At 72.2% G+C, this 11,446-nt stretch carries 12 protein-coding genes and 1 pseudogene; 4 read left to right on the top strand and 9 right to left on the bottom strand.

Annotation, left to right across the window (positions count from 1 at the left end; genetic code table 11):
* Window positions 1-109: 109 nt before the first annotated feature.
* Window positions 110-412, top strand: a pseudogene (locus tag ACWDS7_RS41405) (galactose-binding domain-containing protein); the annotation flags it as partial.
* A gap of 84 nt (window positions 413-496) precedes the next feature.
* On the opposite strand, the gene ACWDS7_RS41400 reads toward ACWDS7_RS41405, so the two are convergent.
* The 9 genes from ACWDS7_RS41400 to rimP form a co-directional block, all read right to left on the bottom strand.
* Window positions 497-1,954, bottom strand: a complete 1,458-nt coding sequence (locus ACWDS7_RS41400) for a leucyl aminopeptidase (protein ID WP_451933739.1) — start codon at window positions 1,952-1,954, stop codon at window positions 497-499.
* A gap of 75 nt (window positions 1,955-2,029) precedes the next feature.
* Window positions 2,030-2,929: a tRNA pseudouridine(55) synthase TruB gene (gene truB, locus ACWDS7_RS41395; protein WP_451933738.1), complete on the bottom strand. Its 900-nt coding sequence runs from the start codon at window positions 2,927-2,929 to the stop codon at window positions 2,030-2,032.
* A gap of 43 nt (window positions 2,930-2,972) precedes the next feature.
* Window positions 2,973-3,971, bottom strand: a complete 999-nt coding sequence (locus ACWDS7_RS41390; protein WP_306856912.1) for a DHH family phosphoesterase — start codon at window positions 3,969-3,971, stop codon at window positions 2,973-2,975.
* On the bottom strand, window positions 3,968-4,450 hold the full coding sequence (gene rbfA / locus ACWDS7_RS41385) for a 30S ribosome-binding factor RbfA (protein ID WP_451933737.1): 483 nt from the start codon (window positions 4,448-4,450) through the stop codon (window positions 3,968-3,970). The genes ACWDS7_RS41390 and rbfA overlap by 4 nt, the downstream gene beginning before the upstream one ends.
* A gap of 69 nt (window positions 4,451-4,519) precedes the next feature.
* The gene (locus tag ACWDS7_RS41380) at window positions 4,520-4,819 is read right to left on the bottom strand and encodes a DUF503 domain-containing protein (protein WP_271217836.1); all 300 of its coding nucleotides are present in this window, start codon (window positions 4,817-4,819) and stop codon (window positions 4,520-4,522) included.
* 126 nt (window positions 4,820-4,945) lie between these two features.
* Window positions 4,946-8,074, bottom strand: coding sequence for a translation initiation factor IF-2 (gene infB, locus ACWDS7_RS41375; protein WP_451933736.1), 3,129 nt, complete (start codon window positions 8,072-8,074; stop codon window positions 4,946-4,948).
* A 142-nt stretch (window positions 8,075-8,216) separates the two neighbouring features.
* Complete coding sequence (locus ACWDS7_RS41370) at window positions 8,217-8,468, bottom strand: YlxR family protein (protein WP_306858544.1); 252 nt, start codon at window positions 8,466-8,468, stop codon at window positions 8,217-8,219.
* A 34-nt stretch (window positions 8,469-8,502) separates the two neighbouring features.
* Window positions 8,503-9,498: a transcription termination factor NusA gene (gene nusA, locus ACWDS7_RS41365; protein WP_306858543.1), complete on the bottom strand. Its 996-nt coding sequence runs from the start codon at window positions 9,496-9,498 to the stop codon at window positions 8,503-8,505.
* Window positions 9,499-9,521: 23 nt separating this feature from the next.
* The gene (rimP, locus tag ACWDS7_RS41360) at window positions 9,522-10,022 is read right to left on the bottom strand and encodes a ribosome maturation factor RimP (protein WP_306856909.1); all 501 of its coding nucleotides are present in this window, start codon (window positions 10,020-10,022) and stop codon (window positions 9,522-9,524) included.
* A 189-nt stretch (window positions 10,023-10,211) separates the two neighbouring features.
* Between rimP and ACWDS7_RS41355 the strand changes: the two genes are divergently transcribed.
* The 3 genes from ACWDS7_RS41355 (at window position 10,212) to ACWDS7_RS41345 (ending at window position 11,425) form a co-directional block, all read left to right on the top strand.
* Window positions 10,212-10,703: a hypothetical protein gene (locus ACWDS7_RS41355; RefSeq protein WP_451933735.1), complete on the top strand. Its 492-nt coding sequence runs from the start codon at window positions 10,212-10,214 to the stop codon at window positions 10,701-10,703.
* The gene (locus tag ACWDS7_RS41350) at window positions 10,700-11,149 is read left to right on the top strand and encodes a ferritin-like domain-containing protein (protein WP_306856906.1); all 450 of its coding nucleotides are present in this window, start codon (window positions 10,700-10,702) and stop codon (window positions 11,147-11,149) included. The genes ACWDS7_RS41355 and ACWDS7_RS41350 overlap by 4 nt, the downstream gene beginning before the upstream one ends.
* Window positions 11,150-11,233: 84 nt before the next feature.
* Window positions 11,234-11,425, top strand: coding sequence for a DUF4236 domain-containing protein (locus ACWDS7_RS41345; protein ID WP_306856905.1), 192 nt, complete (start codon window positions 11,234-11,236; stop codon window positions 11,423-11,425).
* Window positions 11,426-11,446 lie beyond the last annotated feature (21 nt).

Genomic DNA, 11,446 nt, shown 5'->3' with positions numbered 1-11,446 from the left:
CGCCGCGCGAGATGCCTCACGGTCGCGATCCCGGCGGTGACGAGTGGAGCGCGCACGTGCCGGGACAGGCCGGGCAACGCATCCCGGATGAGCGCCGGAGAAGCAGGCCTGGTGGCAGGTCGACCTCGGCGCCTCGGCCGCGCTGGACAGCGTGGACGTCTGGAACCGGCTCGACTGCTGCGCCGACCGGCTGAAAGACTTCTGGGTGATGGCCTCCGACCAGCCGTTCACCACCGACGACCTGGACCAGGCCCGCACCGCGCCCGGCGTGACCGCCGTGCATGTCGGCGAGCAGGCCGGCTCGCCGAGCAAGGTCAAGCTGCCCGAGGGCACCAGGGGCAGGTATGTCAGGATCCAGCTCGCCTCGCCGTCCGACCCGCTGTCCCTGGCCGAGGTCCAGGTCAGAGGCTAGCCCTATGGACCAGGGGCGCTGCTGACAGCAGGGCTCGGTCCATGGCGGAGACCTCCGGTGAGGCGAAGGTGTCGAGTCCTCACCTCACCGGAGGTCCCCGTGTCCCACCGTGACGCCCGGCCGGGGGCGGGTCTCCGGACCGGCCTGGGAGCGGGTCTCCAGATAGCCGATCAGCGTGCGGACCATCGCGCCGGTCGCCCCGGCCGGGCCCAGGTCGGTGGCCTTGTCCAGGTAGGCGGTGGTGGCGAAGTCCAGGTGCGCCCAGGGCAGCCCGGCGGTGAACGGGCGCAGGAACAGCGCGGCGATCGTCGCGTCGGCCAGGCTGCCGCCCTCGTTCCTCGCGTCGGCGATCTCGGAGCTGAGCCTGTCGGCGTAGGGCTCCCACAGCGGCAGCTCCCACATCGGCTCGCCGGCCCGCGCCCCGGCCGCGATCAGCTCACCGACCAGCCGCCGGTCGCTGCCGATCACCCCGGTGATGTCCTCCCCGAGCGCGTGCATCACCGAGTAGGTCAGCGTGGCCGCGTCGATGAGCACGTCCGGAGAGCTCTCGGCCAGGTAGGCGAGCGCGTCGGCCAGCACCAGGCGGCCCTCGCTGTCGGTGTCGGTCACCTCGGTGGTCCGCCCGTTGCGATGTGTGAGCACGTCCCCGGGGCGGATCGCGGAGCCGCTGACCATGTTCTCGGCGGCGGGCACCACGGCGGTGACCCCCACCGGCAGCTCCAGCCGGGCGGCGGCCTGGACGACCGCGAGCATGGTCGCGCCGCCCGCCATGTCGCACTTCATGGTGGACATCGCCCCCTGGCCCTTGATGGCGAGACCGCCGGAGTCGAAGGTGATGCCCTTGCCCGCGAGGCCGACCGTGCCGTGGGCGCCGTCGCCGGGGTGGCTGACCTCGATCAGGCACGGCGGGTTGGCACTGGCCGCGCCCACACCGAGGACGCCGCCGAAGCCGCCCGCACCGAGCTCGGCGGCCTCCAGCACCCGCACGCCCAGCCCGTACGTCTCGGCCATCGCCCGCGCCCGCTCGGCCAGGTCCATCGGGACCAGGTCGCCGGCCGGAGTGTTGACCAGGTCCCGGGCGAAGGTCACCGCGTCGGCGACGATCCCGGCCCGCGCGACTCCCCGCGGGTCCTCGCCGGCCAGAACGATCAGCTCCCGTACGGCGTGCCCGCGCGGCTCGCTCTTGTAGCCGTCGAACCGGTAGCCACCCAGCCGCACCCCCTCGATGACCGTCTGGGCGTCGGGGAAGGCGACCGCCACCGTGGGGAAGTCGGCCAGCCGGGGCGCGACCCGGCCCACCGCCCGCCGCACCGTGTGCCCGTCGTCGTCGGCGCCGAGCCCGACGAGCAGGACCGCGGACGCCCGGAAGGCGTCGCCGTCCCGGCGCGGCAGCAGCAGGTCCTGGCCGGCCCGGCCGGTGAACCTGACCTGGTCGAGCACGGCGCCCAGGCCCAGCCCGGGGTCGCATCCCTCGCGCACCGGCAGGACGAGCAGGTCCGCGGCGACCTCGGCGGCGGGACGGGAGGAGAGGGACACCTCCATGAGGCGACTCCTAACAGAGCTAAAAGGTCCAGTCCACGAACCTTAAAGCACTGTCGTGTCACGCGGAACACCGGGTCAGGAGACGAACACCGCCAGCGATTTGGTGATCTTTCCGTGCTCCTCCACCAGCGCCAGCAACGTGCCGTCCGGGCCGAACACCCCGATCGGGCCCTTGCCCAGCCCCAGCGAGGGCAGCCGCCCGCCGTGCGCGACGGTGCCCGCCTCCTCGGCGGTCACGTCGCGGCGCGGGAAGGCCGCCGCGACCGCGTCGGCCATCGGCAGGATCGTGCACTCGGCGGAGAGCTGCTCGACGGTGCGCGCCATCGACAGGTCGTAGGGCCCGACCCGGGTGCGGCGCAGATAAGTCAGGTGACCGCCGGTGCCCAGGTCGGTGCCCAGGTCACGCGCCAGCGCGCGGATGTAGGTGCCACTGGAGCAGGTCACCGAGGCGTCGACGTCGATCAGGTCGCCCACACGGCGGATGCCGGTGATCTCGAAGCCCGACACCGTCACCGGACGCGCCTTGAGCTCGACCTCCTCCCCCGCCCTGGCCCGCTTGTAGGCGCGCTCGCCGTTCACCTTGATGGCGCTGACCTGGGGCGGGACCTGCATGATCTGGCCGGTCAGGGCGGCGACGCCCTTCCTGAGGTCCTCCTCGGCGATCCCGGCGGCCGGAGCCGTCGCGATGATCTCCCCCTCGGCGTCGTCGGTGTTGGTGGACTGGCCGAGCCGGATCGTGGCGTCGTAGCCCTTCTCGGTGAGGGCGAGGTGGCCCAGGAGGCGGGTGGCCTTCTCCACGCCGACCACCAGCACCCCGGTGGCCATCGGGTCCAGGGTGCCCGCGTGGCCGACCTTGCGGGTGCCCGCGATGCCGCGGAGCTTGCCGACGACGTCGTGCGAGGTCCAGTCGGCGGGCTTGTCCACGATGATCAGCCCGCTCGGCGGCGGGGTGCGCTTGGCGCGAGCCGTGCTCATTCGAACAGTCCTTCTACAGAAAGTGCGCGGAGGCTGGCGGAGGCTACAGGAGTGCGCGCAGACCGGCCATCGTCTGCTCGACGGGCAGATAGGAGGTGAAGCCCGCCGCCTTGGCGTGCCCGCCGCCGCCCAGCGCGGCGCAGACGCGGGAGACGTCCACCGCGCCCTTGGAACGGGTGGAGACCTGCCAGGCGCCGTCGTCGTCCTCCTTGAGGATCACCGCGACGTCGGCCTCCTCGGTGCGCCGGATCACGTCGATGATCCCCTCCACCTCGTCGTACGGCAGGCCGTGGGCGGCCCGGTCGGCCCGGGTGACGAACGTCCAGACCAGTCCCCGGCCCACCTCCGGCTCCAGCGTCACCCGGTCGAGGACGGCGCCGAGCACCTTGAGGTAGCCGAACGGGGAGCGGTCCCACAGCTCCCGGGCGATCTCCTCCGGGTTCAGCCCGGTGTCGAGCAGCCTGGCGGCCATGAGGTGCACCCCGGGAGTGGTGGAGGAGTGCCGGAACGAGCCGGTGTCGGTGACCAGCCCGGCGTACAGGCAGGTCGCGATGGCCCTGTCGAGCGGCAGGCCGAGCCGGTTGATCAGCTCCTCGGCGAGCACCGCGGTCGCCGCGGCGGCGGGGTCGACGAGGTTGAGCGTGCCGAACCCGGTGTTGGACGGGTGGTGGTCCACCACGATCAGCTCGCGGGCCTTGAGCGCGTTGTCGGCGAGCAGGCCGAGCCGGTCGACGATGGGGACGTCAAAGGTGATCATCAGATCGGGGGCGGCCGGGTAGTCGCCGGGCTCGGCCAGCAGCTCCTGGCCGGGCAGGAAGCGCAGCAGCCGGGGGACCCTGAAGCGGCGCTCCCCGAAGGAGGCCGTGACCCGCTTGCCCGCCGCGCGCAGCGCCAGCCCGAGCGCCAGCGTCGAGCCGAGCGCGTCGCCGTCCGGCGAGATGTGGCAGGCCAGCGCGATCTCGTCGGCGGACGAGATCAGGCCGACGGCCCGATCCCAGTCGCTGACCGGGATCGGGACGCCGCCGCGCAGGTCGGGCGTCACGTTGCGGGGTATCCCGCGCGCTGTGACGGCTCCTCGTCGTTCTCCTCGGATCCGCCGTTCTCCTCGCCGGGCTTGCGGTAGGGGTCGGCGTCCCCGGCGTGCTGCGCGCCCTCGGCCCGCTTGGCGATCTCGGCGTCCCGGGCCTTCGCCTCGGCCAGCAGGCCGTCGAGGTGGCGGGCGCTGTCAGGGAGCGGGTCGTGGGTGAACATCAGCGTCGGGGTGTGGCGCAGACCCGTCTGGCGGCCCACCTCCGAGCGGATGAGCCCCTTGGCGCTCTCCAGGGCCGCGGCCGAGTCGGCCCGCTCGGCCTCCGAGCCGAACACGGTGTAGAACACCGTGGCCTCGCTCAGGTCATTGGTGATCCGCGTGTCCGTCACGGTCACGAACCCCAGCCGCGGATCCTTGATCCGACGCTCCAGCATCTCGGCCACGACCTGCTGAATCCGGTCGGCGATCTTACGTGCGCGTGCGGCGTCCATATTCACTCCCCCCTTCTCACAGTAACGACCGGGCACGGAGGGCGGCTCCGCGACCGGTCATCCCTGTGACTAGTCCTCGTCCTCGTTGTAGAGCCGCTGCCGGGCGGACAGCAGCTCGATCTCCGGATGGAAGGCGACCAGGCGCTCGCAGTCGTCCAGCACCGCGCCGCAGTTCGCGGCGGTGGCGGAGACGACCGCGATCCCGATCTCGGTACGGCGGTGCAGATCGAGATGGCCGGTCTCGGCGACGGCCACGCCCGGGAACCGTCGCTGCACCTCGGCGATGATGGGACGCACCACAGAGCGCTTCTGCTTCAGCGAGTGAACGTCGCCGAGCAGGATGTCCAATGTCAGGGCACCTACATACATATTGAGTCATTCGCCACGGGGCACCGTGCGCCGGCGGCGCGGGGCCACCCGCCGGCCGGAGGCGGCCCACCCATGGGGTGGAGGCCGCCTCCGGCCGGGCGAGCGGTCCCGCGCCGGACCAGGGCATCAGACGCGCGGCTTCTCCCGCATCTCGAACGTCTCGATGACGTCGTCGATCTTGATGTCGTTGTAGCCGACACCGATACCGCACTCGTAGCCCTCGCGGACCTCGGTCGCGTCGTCCTTGAAGCGACGCAGCGACGACACGGTGAGGTTGTCGGAGATGACGACACCACCACGGATGATCCGGGCCTTGCTGTTGCGGACGATCGTGCCCGAGCGGACCAGCGCACCGGCGATGTTGCCGATCTTCGGCACCTTGAAGACCTCGCGGACTTCGGCGGTGCCCATCTGGACCTCTTCGAACTCCGGCTTGAGCATGCCCTTGAGGGCCGCCTCGATCTCCTCGATCGCCTGGTAGATGACCGAGTAGTAGCGGATGTCGACGCCCTCGCGCTCGGCCAGGTCGCGCGCCCGGACTTCGGGGCGCACGTTGAAGCCGATGATGACGGCGTTGTCGTCGGCGACCGCCAGGTTGACGTCGTACTCGGTGATCGCACCGACGGCGCGGTGGAGCACCCGCAGGCGCACCTCGTCACCGACGTCGATCTTGAGCAGCGCGTCCTCGAGGGCCTCGACCGAACCGGAGACGTCACCCTTGATGATGAGCTTGAGCTCGTCGACCTGGCCCTTCTCCATCTCGCTGAAGAGCTCTTCGAGGGTGCGGCGGCGGCCGGACCTGGCCATGTCCGCGATGCGCTTGCGGGCCGCACGCTGCTGGGCGATCTGGCGCGCCATCCGGTCGTCGGTGACGACGATGAAGTTGTCACCGGCGCCCGGGACCGCGGTCAGACCGAGGACCAGCACCGGACGCGACGGGTCGGCTTCCTGGATCGCCTCGCCGTTGTCGTCCAGCATCGCCCGGACGCGGCCGAAGGCCTCGCCACAGACGATCGAGTCGCCGACGCGGAGCGTGCCGCGCTGGACCAGCACGGTCGCGACCGGGCCGCGGCCCTTGTCGAGGTGCGCCTCGATGGCGACGCCCTGGGCGTCCATCGTGGCGTTGGCCCGCAGGTCGAGCTCGGCGTCCGCGGTGAGCAGGATGGCCTCGAGCAGGTTCTCGATGCCGATCCCGTTCTTGGCGGAGATGTCGACGAACATCGTGGTGCCGCCGTACTCCTCGGCGACCAGGCCGTACTCGGTGAGCTGGGCCCGGACCTTGTTGGGGTCGGCGCCCTCCTTGTCGACCTTGTTGACCGCGACCACGATCGGCACGTCCGCCGCCTGGGCGTGGTTCAGCGCCTCGATGGTCTGCGGCTTCACACCGTCGTCGGCCGCGACCACCAGGACGGCGATGTCGGTGACCTTGGCACCACGGGCACGCATGGCGGTGAACGCCTCGTGACCCGGGGTGTCGATGAAGGTGATCTTCCGGTCTTCGCCCTCGTGCTCGGTGGCGATCTGGTAGGCACCGATGTGCTGGGTGATGCCACCGGCCTCGCGCGCCACCTCGTTGGTGTTACGGATGGCGTCGAGCAGCTTGGTCTTACCGTGGTCGACGTGACCCATGACGGTCACCACCGGCGGACGCGCGACGAGGTCGGACTCGTCGCCCTCGTCCTCGCCGAACTCGATGTCGAAGGTCTCGAGAAGCTCGCGGTCCTCCTCCTCCGGGCTGACCACAAGCAGGTTGTAGTCGAGCTCGGCGGCCAGGAGCTGGAGCGTCTCCTCGTTGACCGACTGCGTGGCGGTCACCATCTCGCCCAGGTGCAGCATGATCTGCACCAGGGACGCCGGGTTCGCGCCGATCTTGTCGGCGAAGTCCGCCAGCGAGGCGCCACGCGACAGCCGGATCGTCTGACCGTTGCCGCGGGGAGCCTGCACGCCACCGATCGCCGGGGCCTGCATGTTGTCGAACTCTTGACGCCGCTGGCGCTTGGACTTGCGCCCACGGGTCGGGCGTCCGCCCGGACGGCCGAAGGCGCCCGCCGTGCCGCCACCGCGGCCACGGCCACCGCCGCCACCGGGACGGCCGGCGAAACCGCCGCCACCGCCACCGGGACCACCGGTTCCGGTGCCGGGACGGCCCGCGCCGCCGCCACCACCGGGACGGCCGGCGAAACCACCGCCACCACCGGGACGGCCACCGCCGCCACCGGGACGGCCACCGCCGCCGGGACCGGGACGACCGCCGCCGCCCGGACCGGGACGGCCCACGCCGCCGCCGGGACCGGCGGGACGGCCCTGGGGCATCATCATCGGGCTGGGACGGGGACCTCCGGGACGCGGACCACCCGCACCGGCGCCGGGGCCGGGGCGCGGACCACCCGCACCGGGACCCGGACGCGGACCCGCCGCACCGGGCGGACCCGGACGGGCCGCGGGCGGACGGGGACCGGCGCTGTCGCGCTGCCCCTGGTCGCGGGGGCCGCGGTCCTCACGAGGACCGGGACGCGGACCCCTGTCGCCGGGGCCGCCGTCACGGCCGCCGGGACGCGGCGGACGGGCCTGGCCCATACCGCTGGCGTTCGACGAGAACGGGTTGTTGCCGGGGCGCGGCCCACGCGGGCCCGGACGCGGGCCGGGCTTGGGGCCGGGCGCCGCACCGGGACGGGGGCCCGAAGGGGCTCCACCCGGGCCGCCGGAGGGACGGCCCTCCGGACGCGCGGCCTCCGGACGGGGCGCCGGTCCCGGACGCGGAGCCGGGCGAGGACCCGGCTTGGGGCCGGGGGTCGCGGGGCGTCCGGCGTCGGGGCGCGGAGCCTCGAAACGCGGCGGCTGAACCGGCGAAGGCTGCTGCTGCTGAGGCGGCGCCTGCGGAGGCTGGGGAACCACGGGCGGGGCCTGCGGCGCGGGGGCCGCGGGACGGGCCGCTGCGGGCCCAGGCCTCGGACCCGGCTTGGGGGCCGGTCCCGGTTTGGGAATCGAGGACGGCGCCGCGGGGGCGCCGCTTCCGGCCTGGCTCTCAGCCGGCCGGGGTGCCGCCTGAGGCGGCCTGGGCGACCTGTTGCCGCCCCTGTCGGACGAACCCCTGGGGGGACCGCCCAAAGCTTCCGTGAGCCTACGGACTACCGGTGCTTCGATAGTCGAGGACGCCGAACGCACGAACTCGCCCATCTCCTGGAGCTTGGCCATGACGACCTTGCTCTCCACACCGAACTCCTTGGCGAGCTCGTATACCCGGACCTTCGCCACTGCACTCCCTTACTCGGCCCGGGAGGCAGTGCCGCCGGACCGTCGTTACGTAGATGTACTCATCGCCGCATGCTCATCAGGCGCTCATAGCTATCTGACCAGCCCATCAACTCGGCGTCCTACATGACAGTTGGCAACCATTTCACCCGATCCTTTCAGCGTGGACCTCTTCCAGGTGGGCCCGTACGCGCGACGGGTCGAGCGGGCCCGCCACGCGAAACGCGCGCGGAAACGCTCGGCGACGCTCGGCGAGCTCGAGACAGCTCAGGGAGGGATGCAGTGAAGCACCACGACCCTGGAGCCGTCGTCGCAGGTCGGGGACTATAACGCCCTCGACCACCACCAGGCGGAGCAGCTCGGAGGAGACCGTGCGAACCCGGCACCCCACACACATCCTCAGCGGGGCGGCCTGGCCACCATATTCCAGCTTACCGTGTGGACGCATCTGCGGAACCGGCCGCATCCCCTGCTTGTGTGTCCGGACGGATGTCGATGCGCCATCCGGTGAGGCGATTGGCCAGCCGGGCGTTCTGCCCCTCCTTGCCGATCGCCAGGGAGAGCTGGTAGTCCGGCACGGTCACCCGCGCGGCGCGCCCCTCGGCGTCGATCACCTCGACATGGGAAACACGGGAGGGCGAGAGGGCATTCCCGACGAATTCCGCGGGATCCTCCGACCAGTCGATGATGTCGATCTTCTCGCCGTGCAGCTCCGCCATCACGTTGCGCACCCGCGAGCCCATCGGGCCGATGCAGGCGCCCTTGGCGTTCACGCCGGGACGCCGCGACCGCACAGCGATCTTGGTCCGGTGGCCGGCCTCGCGCGCGATGGCGGCGATCTCCACCGTCCCGTCGGCGATCTCCGGGACCTCCAGGGCGAAGAGCTTCTTCACCAGACCGGGGTGGGTGCGCGACAGGGTCACCGACGGGCCCTTGTGGCCCTTCTTGACCTGGACCACGTAGCAGCGGATGCGCTCGCCGTGGACGTATTCCTCGCCGGGGACCTGCTCGTTGTGCGGGAGCACGGCCTCGATCTTGCCGAGGTCCACCAGGACGACCCTCGGGTCCTTGCCCTGCTGGATGACGCCGGCCACGAGCTCGCCCTCACGGCTGGCGAACTCACCGAAGTTGATCTCGTCCTCGGCGTCCCTGAGCTGCTGCAGGATGACCTGCTTGGCGGTGGTCGCGGCGATGCGGCTGAAGTTGCCCGGGGTGTCGTCGAACTCCCTGAGCACCTCCCCGCTCTCGTCGTCGATCTCGGCGGCGAAAATGGTCACGTGCCCGGACTGCCGGTCGAGCTGGGCCCGCGCCTTGGCGGCCGCGCCCTCGCTCCGGAAGTATGCGATCAGTAGCGCGTCCTCGATCGCCTTGACGACCAGGTCGAAGGAGATGTCCTTCTCCCGCTCCAGGCTGCGCAGGACGCTCATGTCGATGTCCACGAGGCTCCCCCTTAGCCTTCGTCGCCGTCTTCGCCGTCGTCTTCGGCGTCGTCTAGCCGGCGGAATTCCACCTGCACCCGTCCTCGGGTCAGGTCCTGATAATCGATGCGGCGCGGTGCGCCCGCAACGTCCAGCTCCACGCCGGTCTCGTCGGTGGCGACGATCCGGCCCTCCACGGAGGTGCCGTCCCTCAGGTCGGCCTTGACCAGCCGCTTCACCGCCCGGCGCCAGTGGCGCGGCTCGGTGAGCGGGCGGTCGACCCCCGGAGAGGAGACCTCCAGCACGTAGGGGGTGTTCCCCATGGCGTCGTCGGCGTCCAGCGTGGCGGAGACGGCGAGGCTGACCTCGGCGACGTCGTCCAGGCTCACGCCGCCGTCACGGTCGACGACGACGCGCAGCAACCGCCGCTTGCCCGCCGGCGTGACCGTGACGTCCTCCAAGTCGAGCCCTTCGGCTCCGACGACAGGTTCCAGAAGCTTTATCAGGCGGTCGCGGGATGTGGCGCTGCCCATGCCGACCTCCTATTGTCACGATCTCAAGCCGGGCGGACCTCGCCCATGTGGTTCACCAGCCTATCCACACCCGGACGTGGAAAGAGCGCCACTCGGCACGGCGAGCCCGTCCGAGAAGCGCGGTGAATGTGATTCCAAGCCCGTACGATGCTAGAGCGTCAGCAGCCCACCCATAACCGGAGGTCGTCCGTGCGTTCCCTGTCCCGGCGCGCCCTGTTGCGGGGCGGCGCTCTCGGGGTGGCCGCCGCGGCGGTCGCGGGGTGCGCCGCCGAGGAGCCGGAGCCCCCGCGGGCCGAGCCCCCCGACCCGGAGACCGTGCTGCTCAAGCAGCTGATCGCGGGCAAGGAGCAGACCATCGCGCACTACGCGTCGGCCGCCTCCGCCAAGCTCGCCCCCTTCAGGGAGCGGCACGAGGCCCACCTCGCCGAGCTCCGCAGGCGGCTGCCGCCCGAGTCCGCGGCCACCCCGGCGCCGTCCGGGAGCGCCCCGTCCCCCGCGCCCTCCGGCACCCCCGCGCCGGCCCGGAAGGCGTCCCTGCGGAGCCTGCAGGCACTGGAGCGGAAGGCCGCCGCGCTCCGTCCCCGCCAGCTCGACGGGGCCTCCCCCTCCCTGGCCCAGCTGATCGCCTCCATCGGCGCCTGCGAGGCCGCCCACGCCCTGGCCCTGTCGAGGCCGCTGTGAGGGCCGGACGGGGGCTCGACACGGCCCTGGCGGCCGAGCACGCGGCCGTCTACGCCTACGGGGTCATCGCCGCCAGGTCCACGGGCGCTCTGCGCACCGTCGCGACCGACGCCTTCGACGCCCACCGCGCCCGCCGTGACCGGCTCCGCGCCCTGATCGTCGCCCGCGGCGGCGCCCCCGCCGAGCCGGCCCCGAGCTACCGGCTGCCGCTCACCCCGTCCGGCGCGGCCCAGGCTGTGGAGCTGGCCGTGACGGTCGAGCGGGGGGTGACGGGCGCCTATCTGGAGCTGGCCGCCTCCGACGACCCGGCCCTGCGGAAGATGGCCGCGCTGGCCATGCAGGAGTGCGCCGTCCGCTCCTACGGCCTGCGCCCGGACATCGAGGCCTTCCCCGGGATGCCCGCGCGTCCCGCGCCCACCCCCACCGCGACGACCCCGCCACCGTGACCGCGTGAGCCGCCGCCCGCCCGCGTTTGGAACGGCGCAGGCGGGTAGCTGAACCTCCCTGCCGACACCTCAAGGGAGGAAGCAATGGGCTGGGGATACAGGAAGTCGCTGAAGTTCGGTCCGTTCCGTCTCAACCTGTCGCGGAGCGGGGTCGGCCACAGCTGGGGCAACCGCGCGTTCCGGGTCACCAAGACGGCCGACGGCCGCCGCACCCTGAGCGTGAACCTGCCCGGGGGCTTCCACTGGCGCAAGACCCTCGGCGGCAACTCCCGGTAACCGGCGCCGCGCGGCAGGACC

The organism is Streptosporangium sp. NPDC003464 (assembly GCF_053588315.1).
The sequence above is the reverse complement of the archived record's forward strand: the minus strand, read 5'-3'. Positions and strand labels throughout refer to the sequence as shown.